The 17,953-nt window shown below is 44.5% G+C and carries 15 protein-coding genes; 9 read left to right on the forward strand and 6 right to left on the reverse strand.

Features of this window, described 5'->3' with window-relative positions; all coding sequences use genetic code 11:
- Positions 1-4: 4 nt before the first annotated feature.
- On the reverse strand, positions 5-967 hold the full coding sequence (locus tag DPF93_RS02940; RefSeq protein ID WP_114764840.1) for a GGDEF domain-containing protein: 963 nt from the start codon (positions 965-967) through the stop codon (positions 5-7).
- A 163-nt stretch (positions 968-1,130) separates the two neighbouring features.
- On the opposite strand from DPF93_RS02940, the gene DPF93_RS02945 reads away from it, so the two are divergent.
- Positions 1,131-1,568, forward strand: coding sequence for a DUF3069 domain-containing protein (locus tag DPF93_RS02945; RefSeq protein ID WP_114764727.1), 438 nt, complete (start codon positions 1,131-1,133; stop codon positions 1,566-1,568).
- Positions 1,569-1,670: 102 nt separating this feature from the next.
- Here DPF93_RS02945 and modC read toward each other — a convergent pair whose 3' ends face one another.
- Genes modC through DPF93_RS02965 form a run of 4 tightly spaced genes read right to left on the reverse strand, consistent with a single transcriptional unit; the run spans position 1,671 to position 5,708 of the window.
- Positions 1,671-2,777 (reverse strand): molybdenum ABC transporter ATP-binding protein ModC, encoded by a 1,107-nt coding sequence (gene modC / locus DPF93_RS02950; RefSeq protein WP_114764728.1) that lies wholly within the window; start codon positions 2,775-2,777, stop codon positions 1,671-1,673.
- A complete protein-coding gene (gene modB, locus DPF93_RS02955; protein WP_114764729.1) occupies positions 2,774-3,472 on the reverse strand; it encodes a molybdate ABC transporter permease subunit in 699 nt (232 codons plus the stop codon). Before modB ends, modC begins: the two co-directional genes overlap by 4 nt.
- Before the next feature lie 3 nt (positions 3,473-3,475).
- Complete coding sequence (modA, locus tag DPF93_RS02960) at positions 3,476-4,240, reverse strand: molybdate ABC transporter substrate-binding protein (protein WP_114764730.1); 765 nt, start codon at positions 4,238-4,240, stop codon at positions 3,476-3,478.
- Positions 4,227-5,708: a cobyric acid synthase gene (locus DPF93_RS02965; RefSeq protein ID WP_114764731.1), complete on the reverse strand. Its 1,482-nt coding sequence runs from the start codon at positions 5,706-5,708 to the stop codon at positions 4,227-4,229. The genes modA and DPF93_RS02965 overlap by 14 nt, the downstream gene beginning before the upstream one ends.
- A 178-nt stretch (positions 5,709-5,886) precedes the next feature.
- On the opposite strand from DPF93_RS02965, the gene DPF93_RS02970 reads away from it, so the two are divergent.
- From DPF93_RS02970 to DPF93_RS02985, 4 genes are all read left to right on the forward strand, one after another.
- Positions 5,887-6,255, forward strand: coding sequence for a YgiW/YdeI family stress tolerance OB fold protein (locus DPF93_RS02970; RefSeq protein ID WP_114764732.1), 369 nt, complete (start codon positions 5,887-5,889; stop codon positions 6,253-6,255).
- An 85-nt stretch (positions 6,256-6,340) separates the two neighbouring features.
- Positions 6,341-6,862 (forward strand): hypothetical protein, encoded by a 522-nt coding sequence (locus tag DPF93_RS02975; RefSeq protein WP_425275278.1) that lies wholly within the window; start codon positions 6,341-6,343, stop codon positions 6,860-6,862.
- 180 nt (positions 6,863-7,042) lie between these two features.
- Positions 7,043-8,929, forward strand: a complete 1,887-nt coding sequence (locus DPF93_RS02980; RefSeq protein WP_208638751.1) for a methyl-accepting chemotaxis protein — start codon at positions 7,043-7,045, stop codon at positions 8,927-8,929.
- A gap of 319 nt (positions 8,930-9,248) precedes the next feature.
- Positions 9,249-11,129, forward strand: a complete 1,881-nt coding sequence (locus tag DPF93_RS02985) for a methyl-accepting chemotaxis protein (RefSeq protein ID WP_114764735.1) — start codon at positions 9,249-9,251, stop codon at positions 11,127-11,129.
- Positions 11,130-11,191: 62 nt separating this feature from the next.
- Here DPF93_RS02985 and cra read toward each other — a convergent pair whose 3' ends face one another.
- On the reverse strand, positions 11,192-12,172 hold the full coding sequence (gene cra, locus DPF93_RS02990; protein WP_114764736.1) for a catabolite repressor/activator: 981 nt from the start codon (positions 12,170-12,172) through the stop codon (positions 11,192-11,194).
- A gap of 255 nt (positions 12,173-12,427) precedes the next feature.
- On the opposite strand from cra, the gene fruB reads away from it, so the two are divergent.
- From fruB to glgC, 4 genes are all read left to right on the forward strand, one after another.
- Complete coding sequence (fruB, locus tag DPF93_RS02995) at positions 12,428-13,582, forward strand: fused PTS fructose transporter subunit IIA/HPr protein (protein ID WP_114764737.1); 1,155 nt, start codon at positions 12,428-12,430, stop codon at positions 13,580-13,582.
- A 9-nt stretch (positions 13,583-13,591) separates the two neighbouring features.
- Positions 13,592-14,542 carry a 1-phosphofructokinase gene (gene pfkB / locus DPF93_RS03000; RefSeq protein WP_114764738.1) on the forward strand — a complete coding sequence of 317 codons (951 nt, stop codon included), beginning with the start codon at positions 13,592-13,594 and terminating at the stop codon, positions 14,540-14,542.
- Positions 14,543-14,569: 27 nt separating this feature from the next.
- Positions 14,570-16,294 (forward strand): PTS fructose transporter subunit IIBC, encoded by a 1,725-nt coding sequence (fruA, locus tag DPF93_RS03005; RefSeq protein WP_114764739.1) that lies wholly within the window; start codon positions 14,570-14,572, stop codon positions 16,292-16,294.
- A gap of 336 nt (positions 16,295-16,630) precedes the next feature.
- Positions 16,631-17,848 (forward strand): glucose-1-phosphate adenylyltransferase, encoded by a 1,218-nt coding sequence (gene glgC, locus DPF93_RS03010; RefSeq protein ID WP_114764740.1) that lies wholly within the window; start codon positions 16,631-16,633, stop codon positions 17,846-17,848.
- Positions 17,849-17,953 lie beyond the last annotated feature (105 nt).

Genomic DNA, 17,953 nt, shown 5'->3' on the forward strand with positions numbered 1-17,953 from the left:
TAAGTTATTCGTTTAAGCTGTCACATTCCATTGATGGATCGTACATAACATAACGATTTCGCCCCTGACGCTTAGCCTGATAGAGCGCTTTGTCCGCCATGTGATAAAGCTCATCAATGCTTTCGTTACCTGTGGGTTGAATACTGACAACACCCTGTGACACCGTCACACACTCCGACACCTGACTGTGTTCGTGGCTAATAAACAGGGATGATATCGCCGTTTTGATCCGTTCCGCGTGTAACTCAGCTTGATAGATATCGCTATGCCCTACCAACACCACAAACTCTTCACCACCATAGCGACCGACGACTTCACCATTACGGACAAATAAGTTATTCAATGCTGAAGCAATTTTGATCAGGCATTGGTCTCCTTGAATATGTCCATAGTTGTCGTTGTAGAGCTTGAAGAAATCGACATCCAATAAAATTACCGTGAGTGCTACTTTGTGTCGACCGTGTACAGAGACCATCTCTTGTAGCTTCTTATCGACATCACGGCGATTGCGCACCTTAGTGAGACCATCTTCATGAGCTAACTTCTCTAGCTCTTGATTGAGCCGCGCTAGATCTGCTGTCTTCTTATTTAGCTGATTACGCATAAAGGCTATACGTTGCATTGCTTGCAATTTTGCCCTTAGCACGAGTTTATCAACCGGCTTAATTAAATAATCATCGCCACCAGCGTCAATCGCACTGGCGATGATTTCTGGTGCATCATGGGAGCTAAGGAAAATAATAGGGATCCATTCAGGATATAGCTCACGAATTTGACTCGAGACTTCAAAGCCGTCCATTTCCGGCATAGTGATATCTAGTAGAACCAAATCTGGCTTAAATTCTGGGTATAGTCTTAGCGCTTCATGACCAGAATCTGCCATTTCAACGATATGCCCAAGTTGCTTCAGTCTTATTGCGAGCTGCATACGCTCCATTTGAACATCGTCTACTAACAATATTTTCATATTTGAGTCCATCGATTCCAATTGTTCCTGCCTATAAACTACTCGCCAAATCAGTTACTTAAAAATAAGCATACTTTACTCATCTCAAATCATCCACTAAGGTTGACATTTATTGTAGAAAAACTAGCATAACGCGGCATATATAACGTAAAGAGAAAAGACTATGTCTGACGCGACTCCAACTGAGAAAAAAATCATCGATTTGTCTACAGTTTCTGCTGAACTTCGCCAAGTAATTGAGTTTGACGGTGTTCCTGAAGCGATGTACGAGATGGTTGTATCAATTCATGAAGTATCTGAAGAAGCAGTACGTGAATCATGGAATGAGTTGCCAAAAAGTGCGCAAAACATCCTAGACAACTTTGAACAGTTTCATGCGCTAGTTTCTGTTAGCCAGGCATTTGCTGGTCTAAATGTAATGGAAGAGTTCCCTACTCTAAACCTTCCAGCAGATATGACTGAAGAGCAAAAGAACGATTACCGCGCTTCTCTACTAGACCAAGTTCTTCACAACTGCGTGAAAGACATGGTTAAGCAGATCAAAAAAGCTCGCCGTGATCCTATCCTAAAACGTGATTTTACTGACGTGTTCGCGAAGTAATTTTCGCTAGGATAAAAAACGCCGCTAACAGTTAGCGGCGTTTTTGTATATGGGTTAAGAGTCTCTGGTAATTTGTGGTTTAACCTAGGCTCCATGCTTTGCTTAGTGCGAGAGCGAAATATCTCTTTGCGTCACACTCACCCCTTTAATTTGCGCGTAAACCTTCATTCCCACTTCAAGCGACAATTCTTCTTTAGCCCAGCTTGTGATAGTTGCCCATAGATAGCAGTGCGGCGCCAATTCCAATTTTACCGAGACACTTTGCCTATTGCTGCCAAAGCGAAATGTTTCGATTTCCGCGATCTTGGCATGTAAAACATTACGGATCGAACTGCGTTCAGGCTTATCAAGGTTGATTGATACATCATTAGCGCGAACTTGCAATCTCACTTGGCTTTGCAACTCTGCTTCTACCTTTTGTACCCATAACATTACGCCTTTAGAAAGCTCCAATCCTGATAGCGCATGCTCCTCAATTTGCTCAACTAGAGTCGCTTCAAACAATGAACTTTGATCTGCAAAAGATTGCCAAGGGTGCATCGCTTTTGAAGCCCAAACCTGAGCAATCGGTCCCGTAGTCACAACACGCCCGTTATCAATGACGACCAAGTGATCAGCTAAGCGGATAATTTCATTGAGGCTATGGCTGACATACAAGATAGGAATATTAACGTTAGTCGCTAGATGCTCTAAAAATGGCAATACCTCACGCTTTCGGGGTAAATCCAAAGAAGCAAGTGGTTCGTCCATTAACAATATATCGGGCTTGGAAAGCAGCGCACGCCCAATCGCGACACGTTGTTTCTCTCCCCCTGATAATTCAATGGGATATCGGTTTAATAGCGGTGCCAACTCTAAAAGAGTAATAATGCGTTCAAAATAGCGATCATCTTTTTTATCGACACCGTAGAGCAGATTTCCCTTCACCTTGTAATGTGGGAAGAGTCGGGATTCTTGGAATACATAACCCACTTTACGGTGACGAGTTGGTACATCAATCCCAACTGCGTGGCTATACAGTACCCGGTCATTGATCTCTATGTGTCCGCTAGTAGGTTGAGTTAAACCCGCCACAGCATTAATCAGCGATGTTTTACCCGCGCCGGATCGACCAAAGATCGCGGTGATCCCTTGCGCCGGAAGCTCAACATTAATATCAAAGTGGGTATCGCCCAGTTGCTGTTTAAACTCTATAAGCAACTTACTCATCGTTTAGCTCCTAAGCGGCGCGTACATTGCTTGGCTAACCACTCTGACACCAACAGCGAACCGAGCGCAATGACAATAGAAATCGCACACAGACGCATTGCCTCTAGTTCTGAGCCTGGAGTTTCGATAAATGTGTACATCGCGAGCGGAATGGTTTGCGTTTCGCCGGGAATATTTGAAACAAAACTGATGGTTGCACCGAACTCACCTAAACTCCGAGCAAATGCGAGCATGGAACCTGTGATGATCCCCGGTAAGGTAAGAGGTAAAGTAATGGTGAAAAACACTTTTAGCGGCGATGCTCCTAAGGTGGAGGCGGCTTGCTCTAACTTGTTATCGACACTTTCAAAACTGAGCCTCACCGCACGAACCATCAAAGGTAGCGCAACGACGATGCTGGCAAGAACTGCCCCTTTCCAGTTAAACGCAAAAGAAACACCAAATGTTTGGTAAACCCATTGTCCAATGACACCCTGTCGCCCCATTAGCACTAAGAGAAGATAGCCGATCACCACAGGCGGCAACACCAGTGGAAGGTGAATAATGCTATCGACAACCGACTTACCGACAAATTGCTTCTTTGCCAATAACCACGCAAGAAATATCCCTATTGGAATAAGCCACACAATGGCATATAGAGAAACCTTGATACTTAGTAATAACGCTTGCGATTCATATTCGGTTAGCAAAAACATCCCCTAATTAAAACCGTATTTTGTTAACGCTTGACGAGATGCCTCACTCGATAGGTACTGTGCAAACTGTTTTGCCGCTGGTGATTCATTCAATCTTACCAATGGATAACGAATTGGCTCATGACTTGTGGCGGCAAAGGTGTACACAATTTTAACCTTATCGGAAACAACAGCATCTGAGTTATACACGATGCCCAGCGGTGCTTCTGCTCTTTCTACCAAGGTTAAAGCAACACGGACGTTGTTGGTCGGCGCAAGATGCGAACTCAAATCGCGCCAAAGCCCCATAGACTGTAACGCCTGTTTGGCATAGATGCCCGCTGGAACTGCATTTGGCTGACCGATAGCCAAACGACTGTCGCCTAACGTTTTAAGCCACGAATCAGTTTGCTCTACCTTTAGTTGTGCTTCGCTACTTACTGGCGCGACAACCACCAATTGGTTATGAGTAAAAGTTGAGATATTCTCTGCGCCAACAATTCCTTGTTTCTCGAGATGATTGACCCACAACTCGTTGGCTGAAATAAATAAATCAGCAGGCGCGCCTCGCTCAATTTGGCGAGCTAATGAAGAAGACCCGCCATAAATTGCGACGACATTAATATTATGCTCGTTTTCGTAATTGCTAATCAATTGGTTGAGAACATTGGTCAACGAAGAGGCAGCATAAATGCGAATGGAAGTGTCGCTAGCTAATGCCGTTTGACACATTAAGCTGCTAGCGGTGAGCAGCAGCGTAAACAATTTTATTATTCTAGCTTTGTACATCAATATCCTTGCCTAACTCAGGCCAAAGTAGCTCTAAGTTTAAGTGCTCCTCTATAGCATCTGCAATACGATTAATCGCGCGCTCTTGATTTGCTTGATGATCAACCGTCGTTACGTTGGCAAACCCCATCCACTCACATAACAACGCTAGCGCCTGTGCATCATCAAATACACCATGCAAATAGGTGCCAAAGATTTGTCCACAATCGCTTACTGCACCATCAAGACGACCATCAGTGAGTTGAATTGGTTGAGAGTTGTCGATGGTACTAACACCGGCATGAATTTCATAGCCACTCACACTGGCTTGCTTACCTAAAAGTTGTAGCTCACCTTTAACGCGTGTCAGGGTTTTGCTCTCGCCCATCGTCGTGGTGATATCTAAATAACCCAAACCTTGCGATTGACCAGGCTCTCCTTCAATTCCTAAAGGATCTGCGATAAGACTGCCTAGCATCTGGAAACCGCCACAAATCCCAACGACTTTGCCACCAAAACGTAAGTGTTTGGCGATCTCTTTGTCCCAGCCTTGGCTACGGAGATACTCAAGATCCGCTCTTGTCGATTTTGAACCGGGCAAAATAATGACGTCAGCCCAAACTAAAGAACCGCCTTTACCAATATATTGCAGATCAATATCTGGGTTTTGGCGCAGCGCATCAAAGTCGGTATGGTTACTGATGCGTGTAAATACCGGAACTTTAATCACCAATTTCGCTTGGTCGGCAAGTTGTTGCTGGCTATCGATAGCGTCTTCTGCTTCTAAATCAAACCCATGTAGATATGGCAATACACCAATGACAGGTTTTCCGGTTTTGTCTTCAAGCCAATCAAGACCCGATTGAAGCAGCGCGATGTCTCCTCTAAAGCGGTTGATAACAAAGCCGATAACTCGATCTTGCTCGCTTGGTGAAAGCAGCTCTAACGTCCCGTATAGATGAGCAAAGACGCCACCTCGGTCAATGTCAGCCACAATGATCACTGGCACATCAGCGTTTTCTGCAAAACCCATGTTAGCGATATCGTTCGCACGCAAATTGATTTCTGCAGGGCTGCCCGCCCCCTCTATCATCACTGACTCATATTCATTTTGCAGCCGCTCGAAAGAGTCCATGACTGTATTCATCGCGACAAGCTTGTAATCATGGTAGCCAGTCGCTTCCATATTGGTTAACGCTTTGCCTTGCAAAATAACCTGTGCGCCCGTATCTGAGTTAGGCTTAAGTAGCACAGGATTCATATGAACGGAGGGCTCGATATTGCAAGCTGCAGCTTGTACCGCTTGTGCACGTCCGATCTCGCCACCATCTTGTGTCACAGCGCTATTTAAGGCCATGTTTTGCGGCTTGAACGGCGCAACTTTTACATTTTTACGCGCCAGTACTCGGCAAAGACCCGCAACCAAAACGCTTTTTCCCGCATCGGATGTCGTTCCTTGTACCATTAACGCCTTTAAAGGTGATTGCATTTTAACCAGCTATATCATTGATTATGTTGCAAGAATCATATCGAGTTTCCTTTGGTATTACTAATAAAAACATGAATGGAAAATGAATGCACAAATCAGCATAGATTCACATTCGGTGTTGTTTAATAGCACCATCAAGCAAGGGCACAGAGCCCAAACATCATACTAAGGAAATACCATGAAAAAAATTATCGTAACTGCTGCACTTATTCTAGCTCCAACTATCGCACTAGCTGGCGGTGACAACCACCATTCACGTAACGCGGTTCAGTACACAGGTCCAGTTGAGCTAACAAACCTGACCAACTTATTGGCTGAAAGCTCAATGTTCACTGAAAAGAAAGTTGTTGTTGAAGGCAAGCTTGTGCGCCAAATCAACCATGAAAAATTTATCTTTAGTGACGGCCAAGCTGAAGTTCAAGTTGAACTGGATGACGATATTGTTCTTAAACAGCCGCTAGATGCAAATACTCAAGTTCGCCTATTCGGTGAATACGAAGGTGGCAATACACCTGAGATCGAAGTTGATCGCATCCAAGTGCTATAAATCGTTAAGATTTAAGGGTAAAATACCAACGTAAGGCCTGCCTCTGCAGGCCTTAGCTTTATTTATAGCTGAATGTTGGAGAACCATTTTGAACAAACCCGTCCTTTTTGCAGCCCTCGCGAGTACTTTGTTTGCACCCGTCGCTCTTTCTAACAATTTTAGTTACAACTATTTAGAGTTCCGTACGGCTGTAGATCCGCGCTTCTCTGGTGCTGAGTTCAGCATGCAAATGTTAGAAAACGTGCACTTTGTAGCGCGTGCAGACAGTCAGTTTGAAGGCGATGCGGATATTGCTGGTGGTTTCGGATTTAATGGTCCAATCAATCAGTTTGCAGACGTTTTCGGTCAAGCACTGGTGCACAACATCAGCTACCCAGACGACGAACATAAAGATCGCGAAACGGTTCCTGAGTTTAATATTGGTCTACGCATGTGGCTAACTGACCAACTTGAAGCAACAACACGTGTTGGTCGCCTTGATGAAAGCTCAGTATTCCACGCGGGTGTGCGCTTCCATTCAACTTCTCAATTGTCTCTGTCGGCAGAAACTCGTAACTACGGCTTGCATGGTCCGCAGATTTCAATGTCAGTGCGCTTCCAATACTAAATGCACTTCCAGCCTGCTGTTATGCAATAGAAGCAATTTATACAGCAGGCTTGTTGATTATATAACAACCAAATATCGTTATTATATGTGATAGACATCAAGCTTTATCACACCTTATTTACATTTTTTCGCATACCGTCTGTTATTCTGCGCGAGCTCATATGTGATGTAAGGATACCGATGTATATGTCAGCCCTATCAATAAAAAATAAACTTACCCTCGCTTTCGTGCTTGCCATTCTAGTTATGACTTCGGTTCAAACTTACTTAACTGGCAGACAGATCCTCGATGAAACACAGCGTTCCATCACTCAATATGGTAATACTCTTCTTGATGGACGAGTTGCCAGTATGGATCAGTGGATCAATACCAAAATCAATGTGGTGCGTTCAGCCTCCGATGCGTTCATCAATCAAGGTGATCCTCAGTCTTATTTAGCCCAAGCAACCAAATCAGGTAATTTGCGTATTGTTTACGCTGCATTAACTGATGGTCAATTCATTATGGGTGTCGATATTGACCTGCCTGAAGGTTTTGATCCACGTACGCGCGGTTGGTATGTAGATACCATGGAAAAAAATGGGGTAAATGTCACAGAACCCTACCTCGATGCTTCCTCGAACAAACTGGTCGTGACGGTTGCTGAACCTTTTAGAGCCGGCAATGCTAGCGGTGTCCTTGGCGCTGACGTTGAGATCGATACCCTAGTAAATAACGCGGTTCAGTTAGAAGATGAAGGTGTCACTGCCTTTTTAACTAACAGTAAAGGCAAGATTGTTGCTCACGAAGACGCATCTTTAGCGCTAAAAGATATCGCACTTATATCTGCCGATCTTAATGTCGATGTGATTAATCAATTATCTCAGTCAACTGAACTGGTTGATGCGGTTATTTCCAATACCGATGTATTAATTACCTCTAAAGCGATACCTAATACTGATTGGTTCTACACCCTTGTTATCGACAAAGAACATGCATTTAAATCTCATCAGAGTTTGATTGCCCAATCGATGATTATGGGTTTTATTCAGGTACTATTAATTGCTGCTATCGCTCTGGTGATTGTGAAAAAAGCACTCGCTCCACTTAACTCTCTCACCGACTCAATGCGCGATTTAGCTCAAGGGAACGGAGACTTAACTAAACGAATCGACGTTAAGACAAAAGATGAAATTGGCTTACTGGCAGAACAAGTCAACGCGTTTATTTCTAAACTTCAAGAAATCGTTCATGATATTTCTGAATCTTCGCGCAACTTGGACAGTCGCTCTGAAGTGAGTACCAAGCTTGCAAGCGAAATTAGTGATTCACTTAGCGCACAGCTCAACGAAATTTCTCAGATTGCAACTGCTGTACATGAAATGTCAGCAACAGCAGAGGAAGTGGCAAATAATGCTAAGATGACTGCAGACTCAGCGTTGAGCTCGACCGAGCACTGTGAAGAAGGTAAACGCGTTATTCGTCGTAACCAAGATTCTATCACTAGCCTTGCCAGTCAACTCGATAATGCCGCTAGCGTAGTCTCTCAGCTCGAGCGTAATGCACAAGACATCAATACGATTATTTCTACCATTAGTGATATTGCTGAGCAGACCAACCTACTCGCGCTTAATGCTGCTATCGAAGCTGCTCGAGCTGGCGATCAAGGACGCGGCTTTGCTGTGGTTGCTGATGAAGTTCGTGTCCTGTCGCAGCGTACGCATAGTTCGACGGTGGAAATCCGCCAGATGATCGAAAGCTTGCAGAAAAATAGTCTTGAAGCAGTAAGCTCAATGACCCAAAGCCGCGACCTCGCCGGCTCAAGCGTCGAAGATGCGAACAGTGCCACTGAATCATTAGAGAAAATCACTCAATCGATTCAAGAAATTTCAGAAATGGCATCGCATATTTCTAATGCCGCCTTTGAACAACGCACAGTGACTGAAGAAGTAAGCAAAAATATTCAGCAAGCCAATGATATTTCATCAACGCTCTCTGAAGAAGCGTCAAACTCTCGCTCACTTTCACAAGATTTACGTCAAATTGCGATGAAGCTAAATCAACAAGTACATTTATTTAAGTACTAATTTATTTACACTTTACAGCCCCTTAATTGGGGCTTTTTTATATCTAGTAAGTAAATTTAGCAGCTGCATTTGTAAATTATTTATCAATAGTTTTACATCACGTTTAATTACTGGTTAACCAGCATATTAATCCGTAGAATATTTATAAATAACACTTATCTGATGTTTACATGTAAATTTGCGAGTGTTTACACTATTCAAATTTAATATGTAAAATATTATTGAGATTGAGATCATACATATCGGAGTTTTCCTACATTAAATTGCATAGCGTCTGGTATGCTCGCCGCGGTTCCCTATCGAGTGTTGGAAAATCGCTATGTCTGCACTATCAATAAAAAATAAACTCACGATTGCCTTTGTACTGGCAATTCTGTTGATGACCACCGCCCAGACTTACATTACCGGTAAGCAAATCTTTGACGAAACCAATCGTTCCATCAAACAACATGCGACAACCTTGCTAAATGGCAGTGTTAACAGTATGGACCAGTGGTTCAGAGCAAAAATTAACGTGGTTCGTTCAACTTCAGACGCGTTCATTGACCCGTCACAAGCCCAAGCTTATCTAGCCACCGCATCCAAAGCGGGTAACTTTCGAGTTGCTTATGCGGGATTAAATGATGCTCAATTTATTTTGGGTATCGATTTAGGTGTGCCTGAAGATTACGACCCACGTGAGCGCGACTGGTATAAAGATACTATGCGCGTAAACGGATTAAATATCACAGAGCCTTACTTTGATGTTCAATCAAACCGCTTAATTATGACCATTGCAATGCCTTTTACTGAAGGCAAGGTTGGCGGCGTATTGGGCGCAGACGTTGAAATCGACGATCTTGTTAACGATGTGGTTGATATCAAAGAAGCGGGTGTTGAAGCTTTCATCACCAATAGCAAAGGCAAAATTGTTGCACATAAGAATGCTCAGTTAACTCTCAAAGGTATCGAAAACATTTCTCCTAATCTTAGTACCGCGAGAATTTCTGAGCTTGCTCAAAGTAAACAATTGGTTGAAACAACGATTAACGGCTTAGATGTTCTGATCACATCAGAACAAGTACCAAACACCGATTGGTATTACACTATCGTTATCGACAAAGCCCATGCATTTGCATCGCAAGAAGAGTTACTGGGCCAATCAATCCTGATGGGCTTGATTCAAGTTCTACTGATTGCCGTGATTGCATTTGTGATTGTTAAGCACGCATTGGCGCCACTAAACAACTTAAGTGTGTCAATGAAAGATCTTGCCGAAGGTAATGGCGACCTCACCAAGCGCATTGAAATCAAAACCAGAGATGAGATTGGCTTGCTCGGCGAGCAGGTGAATGCGTTTATCGCTAAGCTACAAGAAATCGTGCAAGACATCTCTAACTCGTCGAAAAGTCTGGGCAGCCAGTCTGAGGTGAGTACCAAGCAGGCTATTGGCTTAAGTGACTCTCTAGCTACACAGCTAAACGAAGTATCACAAATTGCTACCGCAGTACATGAGATGTCAGCAGCAGCAGAGGAAGTAGCAAGCAATGCTAAGCAAACGGCTGATTCTGCTTACAGCTCTACTGATCATTGTGATCAAGGTAAGCGCGTGATCCGTCGTAACCAAGACTCAATCACTAACCTCGCCTCTCAGCTCGAGAATGCAGCCAAGGTGATTGGTCAATTGGAAAAGAACGCGCAGGATATCAATACCATTACGTCTACCATTAGTGACATTGCTGAACAAACGAACCTACTCGCGCTTAACGCCGCTATTGAAGCTGCGCGTGCTGGTGATCAAGGTCGCGGCTTTGCTGTTGTCGCTGATGAAGTTCGCGTACTGTCACAGCGCACCCACAGCTCAACGGTTGAAATTCGTGAAATGATCGAAAGCTTGCAGAAAAATAGCGTCGAAGCCGTAGATTCAATGACCCGAAGCCGCGATCTGGCTGCTTCAAGTGTTGAAGATGCAAACGATGCTACCGATGCTCTTGAAAAAATCACCATTTCTATTCAGCAGATCTCTGAAATGGCATCGCATATTTCAAATGCAGCTTCAGAGCAGCGCACGGTAACAGAAGAAGTAAGTAAGAATATTCAACAAGTAAGTGATATCTCGACTCACCTGAGTCAAGAAGCGCATAACTCACGCTCTCTTTCTGAAGATTTGCGACAAATTGCCGTTCGTCTGAATGAACAAGTACATATGTTTAAACACTAAACTAGACATTAATACTTAAAACATAAGCCCCGCACATCGCGGGGCTTTTTGTTAGCTAGCAATTATTGGCGCACTATCAACTGCCTTGGCACCAGTTCAACACCGGACTCATAACGTTTTGCCGCTGCATTGAGCGCTAATGCTAAGGCGCTATCGGCGATAATTTCAAATTGCTGCGACAGCGAGTTAACTTTAAACGGTAAGAAATCGAGTAAACGATTGTCACCAAACGTAGCCAACTTAATGCTGTTAGTCAGTTCAGGGTGTTTGAGTAGCTCATCAAGCACCCCTTCTAACAATGTGTAAGAAGTTGTAATGACTGCTTGAGGAACTTGGTCTTCCGCTAGCCATTGTGCAAAAATGCGCTTCCCTTCTTCACGGTTAAAGTGCGCGCCGTAACTCACCTGAACGGCTAAGCCTTTCTCTTTTGCGACAGAACGAATGCCTTGTTCACGTACTGACGAAATAGTCAGCTCAGGCAACGCACCAATTACGCCAATGGTATCCACTCGCTGCGAAACAATGGATTGCGCAAGCTCATAAGCACCATCAAAATCTTCACTCATCACACAACAAAAATGTTCATCATCGAGTGGGCGGTCAATGGCTACGACCGGTGTCCCACGCTGTTGCAACGAGAGATAGAAATCATTTGCGTCGGGAATGCTACTGGCGACAAATAATGCATCCACTTTGCGGCTAACCAGGGTTTCCACCACAGAGCGCTCGATCTCGGCATCATCATCAGAACAAGCGATCAGAATTTGATATCCCGCTTTACGTGAGTTTTGCTCAAGTAGTTTAGCTAAACGAGCATAACTGGTGTTTTCTAGATCAGGAATAATCAAACCAAAAGAACGACTGCTCCCTACCCTTAACGAGCTTGCTGCAACATCAGGACGGTAGTTATGTTGCTCTACAACCGCCATCACTTTTTGCTGCGTTTTCTGACTAATACGATATTGCTGAGCTTTACCATTTATGACATAGCTTGCAGTTGTTTTAGATACGCCAGCTAACTTGGCAATTTCATCTAAGGTCATGTTTGATCCGGTATTCTGTGGATTAGATCAAAGTTTAAAAACGATGATCGCTAACTTATTTGCATTATATGCTGAATCGATACAGCATAAAAGCTGAAAGGATTCAGCAAAGTTGCAAAATGTAGTGGTTGTCGCAACTTCTACTAGACTAAACAGCGTTTGCTGAATTTTTTTACTTTATTGCTGAATCGGTTCAGCTCATCTCTAAACAGAGATAGAAACAGATAAACGAACATCTAGATAAACGAGGCTCACATGCTTAAGCTTTCCATCCAAGACATTACGCTTAACCAAGCGCATCAGGACAAGCAATCAGCTATTGCATTCCTAGCAGAGCAGTTAACCAACAAAGGTTTGGTTGAATCACATTACCTTTCGGGTATGCAGGCGCGCGAAGCGCAAAACTCAACATTCCTTGGCAATGGTATTGCCATTCCGCATGGCACCACTGACACGCGCGACTTAGTCAAACAAACCGGTGTTGCTATCGCCCACTTCCCTAATGGTGTGGATTGGGGAAACGGCAATATTGTGTATCTCGCAATTGGCATTGCCGCAAAAAGTGACGAGCACTTAGGCATCCTAAAGCAGTTAACAAAAGTGCTTGGCGATGAGGGCGTAGAGCAGGCTCTGAAAAATGCACAAAACGCTGAACAAATCATCGCGCTATTAAATGGTGAAACCCAGTTCAACATTGATTTCGATGCCAGCCACATTCAACTCGACTTCCCTGCGAGCGACATGATCCAAATGTCTGCAGTATCAGCCGGTCTTTTGAAAAACTCTGGCAGCGTGGCAAGCGAGTTTGTTGCCGATATCGTCGCCAAAACTCCTACTCACCTTGGTCAAGGCGTTTGGTTGGTTAGCTCCAATAAAGGTGTGAATAAAACCGGTATGGCTTTCGTCACCACTGCGAACCAATGTCAGCTTGACGGCAAATCGGTTAGTGCTCTGATTACGTTTGCCGGGTGCAACGATGCACACCGTAAGCAACTCGCTATCGTCACTGAGCTTGTAGCGACTAAATCAATCGACACACTTTTAGGCAAGTCTGCTAATGAACTGATTGCCCTATTCACTCCTGATAGTGACGCAATCAGCAGCACCGCAGAGCTAAGCGAATCGTCGTCAGCAAACAATTCAGCGGTATTTAAGATCCGTAACGCCCACGGTTTACACGCTCGACCAGGCGCCATGCTAGTCGCTTGCGCGAAGAAATTCGAAAGTGCGATTACGGTGCGTAATCTCGATAGTGACAGTAAGCCAGTAAACGCGAAGAGCTTGATGAAGGTTATTGGTCTTGGCGTGAAGCACGGTCACCAACTAGAGTTTGTTGCCAACGGTGATGACGCGCCAGCAGCGCTAGAAGCGATAGGTAGCGCGATTCAATCTGGTCTTGGTGAAGGTTAAGGAACGAATATGAACAATAAAGTCGTTACTATTACGTTAAACCCAGCACTGGATCTGACTGGCTCTTTAGACACACTCAACACTGGTAGCGTTAGCTTGGTAAATAACAGTGATTTTCATGCTGCCGGTAAAGGCGTCAATGTCGCTAAAGTACTGTCAGACCTTGGCGCTCAAGTTACGGTTACCGGTTTTCTTGGAGCTGATAATCAAGAACTATTTTGCCAACTGTTCGAGCAAATCAAAGCCGACGATCATTTTGTGCGAGTGAAAGGCTCAACGCGAATCAACGTCAAACTGGTCGAACAAAATGGCACCGTGAGTGATATTAATTTCCCGGGAGTAGCAGTTGATGCCAATGCAATCGCACAGTTTGAACGCACACTTGAATCTCTTTGCGATGAACATGAGTACTTTGTTTTTGCTGGCAGCCTGCCACAAGGGATCACACCAGAACAATGTGCTCACTGGATTGAGTTCCTGCAACAACGCGGTAAGAAGGTATTGTTTGATTCAAGCCGCGCAGCACTCAAAGCGGGTTTAACCGCTACTCCTTGGCTAATCAAACCAAACGATGAAGAACTGGCTGAATTTGTTGGTCGTGATATTCATTCGCGTCAAGAGATCATGGAGGTTGCACAGCACTTAAGCGACAGCGGTATCGAAAACATCGTGGTATCTCTTGGAGCAAAAGGTGTGATGTGGCTTAACCAATCAGAATGGCTCTCTGCTCAACCACCAAAAATGGAGGTGGTAAGTACCGTAGGCGCTGGCGATACGCTGGTCGCAGGTATGTGCTGGGGTCATATGCAGCAAATGGACAAACCGCAACTGTTGCAATTCGCAACAGCCCTTTCCGCCATGGCTGTAAGCCAAGTGGGTGTTGGGATGAACGATTTATCCGAACTCAATCAACTTATAACGAAAACTGAGCTTAATCCAATTTCGTCACTAGACGATTAATTACTCGAATAACAAAAGGTCGATGTTATGAACGTAACTATTATTACAGCTTGCCCGAGCGGTGTTGCCAACAGCATCATTGCCGCCGGACTTCTTGAAAAAGCCGCGCAATCACTTGGCTGGAATGCACATATTGAATGCCAGTCTGAGGTGATAAACGCAGCCCCTGTAAGCCAAGAACAAATCGAAAATAGCGACTTTATCCTCATTGCAGCAAATCGCGCGGTGGATGACTCACGTTTCGTGGGTAAGAAACTGGCTCGCGTATCGATTGAGCAAGTCATCGATAACGCAGAACTGGTCCTAAAACAGAGTGCGGATACCGCTCAGACACTTGAAGTAAGTGATACGGTAACAGAAGATACAAATGCTAGCGCGAAAAAGATCGTGGCAATCACTGCCTGCCCTACGGGCGTTGCGCATACCTTTATGGCTGCAGAAGCGCTAGAAGATGAAGGTAAGCGTCGCGGTCATCAAATCAAAGTAGAAACACGTGGTTCAGTAGGTGCAAAAAACCAACTGACAGAACAAGAAATTGCCGAAGCTGATTTAGTTATCATCGCTGCAGACATCGAAGTACCACTTGATCGCTTCAACGGCAAAAAACTTTACCGGACTAAAACTGGTCCTGCGCTAAAGAAAACGGCTGAAGAGATGGACAAGGCGTTTGAGCAAGCAACCCTCTACCAGCACTCAGGAGCTGCAAGTTCAACTAATGCAAATGAAGAGAAAAAAGGTGTGTATAAACACCTAATGACTGGCGTATCACACATGCTACCTGTGGTTGTCGCCGGTGGTTTGATCATTGCGCTTTCATTTGTCTTCGGTATCGAAGCATTTAAAGAAGAAGGCACATTAGCAGCAGCGCTCATGACAATTGGTGGTGGCTCTGCTTTTGCACTGATGATCCCTGTTTTAGCTGGCTTTATCGCCTTCTCTATTGCTGACCGCCCAGGTCTGGCTCCGGGTTTGATTGGTGGTATGTTAGCAAGCTCAACCGGCGCAGGTTTCCTAGGTGGTATCGCAGCAGGTTTTATTGCAGGTTACGCCGCGAAATTTATTGCTGATAAAGTGCAATTACCACAATCGATGGAAGCACTAAAACCAATTCTGATCATTCCGTTTATCGCAAGCTTGTTCACCGGCTTGGTGATGATCTACATCGTTGGTGGCCCTGTTTCTGGCATCATGGCAGCAATGACTGAGTTCCTAAATAACATGGGTTCAGCTAATGCAGTACTACTTGGTGTGATTCTGGGTGCAATGATGTGTTTTGACCTAGGTGGTCCGATTAACAAAGCAGCGTATACTTTTGGCGTGGGTCTACTAGCATCACAAACCTACGCTCCAATGGCGGCAATTATGGCTGCGGGCATGGTTCCTGCGCTAGGTATGGGTCTAGCCACTTTCCTTGCCAAAGAAAAATTTGAAGCGAGTGAGCGTGAAGCGGGTAAAGCCTCTTTTGTACTAGGTCTATGTTTTATCTCGGAAGGTGCAATTCCATTTGCAGCAAAAGACCCGATGCGCGTTATCCCTTCTTGTATGGCGGGTGGTGCATTAACAGGTGCTCTATCGATGTTGTTTGGCGCAAAACTAATGGCACCACATGGAGGTCTATTTGTACTGCTAATCCCTAATGCGATTACTCCTGTACTTATGTACTTGGTAGCGATTGCGGCAGGTACTGCATTAACCGGCTTCACGTATGCATTCTTAAAAGGACGCGACAAAAAAGCTGTTGCGGCAGCATAACGATTATCTCCTCCCTACCCCCAATTTAAGCGTCTCTTTTGAGGCGCTTTTTTTGTTTCTGCAAAGTAAGTTTATAAGCAAATAGAGGCTTATGCTTAATCAGCCCGCGTGATATAGCCAAACAGTATTATACGCAACCAGTTTAGTTAAATATGATAGTCGTTATAACTCACCACAGTGGTGCGTTATGTTTTTCGTTTGCACTCATACGAGTCACTATTTAAACCCAACACTTCTATTTCTTCATAAAAACAATGGGTTAATATTTGGCTCAATTCTTGTAGATACCATTCCTAGACATGATGTCTAGATATGCTGGCGCATTAAGGAATAACTATGCAAGACACTCTCACTGTGATACTCGCCGGTGGTGTTGGCTCTCGCCTTAGCCCACTGACTGACAATCGAGCCAAACCCGCGGTCCCATTTGGGGGAAAATATCGCATTATTGATTTCACCCTTACTAACTGTCTTCACTCTGGCTTACGACGGATTCTTGTACTGACTCAATACAAGTCTCACTCGTTACAAAAACATCTACGCGACGGTTGGTCACTGTTTAATCCAGAGCTTGGTGAATTTATCTCAGTGGTACCGCCACAAATGCGCGGGGGCGGAAAATGGTATGAAGGGACAGCGGACGCGATCTACCATAACTTATGGCTGATTGAGCGCAGTTCTGCCAAATACGTTGTGGTGCTATCTGGCGACCATATTTATCGCATGGACTATGCTGCAATGATAAAAGAGCATAAAAGGACCGGAGCCAAATTGACCATTGCCTGTATGGAAGTGCCGCAAAACGAAGCTAACCAGTTTGGCATTGTTGATAGTGCAGAAGATGGTGAAATCCGTCACTTTGTCGAAAAACCGATAGACCCACCAAGTATGCCTGGTAAACCCGAATACAGTTTAGCTTCGATGGGGATTTACGTGTTTGATGCTGATGTATTGACTGATTGCCTGCAAGATGACGCTCAAACCATAGAATCTAGTCATGACTTTGGCAAAGATGTCATACCCAAACTTATCGAATCTCGCGACGTCTACGCCTATCGATTCTGTGGCAAGCTAGGGCGAGTAGCGAAAGATTGCTATTGGCGCGATGTAGGAACTATTGATTCCTATTACCAAGCCAATATGGACCTATTAGAGCCCGTGCCACCAATGAACCTATATCAACGCGATTGGGCCATCCGTACCTATGAACCACAATACCCACCCGCGCGTACTGTCTCCTCAGCAACTGGTAACGAAGGTATTTTTATCAATTCGATCATTGCTGACGGCGTGGTCAATTCTGGGGGGTCAGTGCAACGTTCAATCATTTCACCTTGTGTCTACATCAATGATGGAGCAACCGTGGCTGATAGTATCTTACTCAATCATGTAAAGGTTGGTGAAGGTTGTCAGCTCAAGAACTGCATCATTGACAAACATGTATGTATTCCGCCCAATACGACTATTGGTTACAACGAAGCAGAAGATGCACAGCGATTCCACATATCACCCAGTGGCATTGTCGTGGTTCCTGAGAGTTATCAATTCGATTGATGATTCTTTGCAGGTCGCGTTACAAAGAAAAACACCCTCTCAATTGGAGGGTGTTTTTAGAGATTGACTAGATCTCCTATAGGGATGTTTAGTATTACCCAATCT

Origin of the sequence: Vibrio rhodolitus, from assembly GCF_003350325.1 — a bacterium.
Taxonomy (GTDB): domain Bacteria; phylum Pseudomonadota; class Gammaproteobacteria; order Enterobacterales; family Vibrionaceae; genus Vibrio; species Vibrio rhodolitus.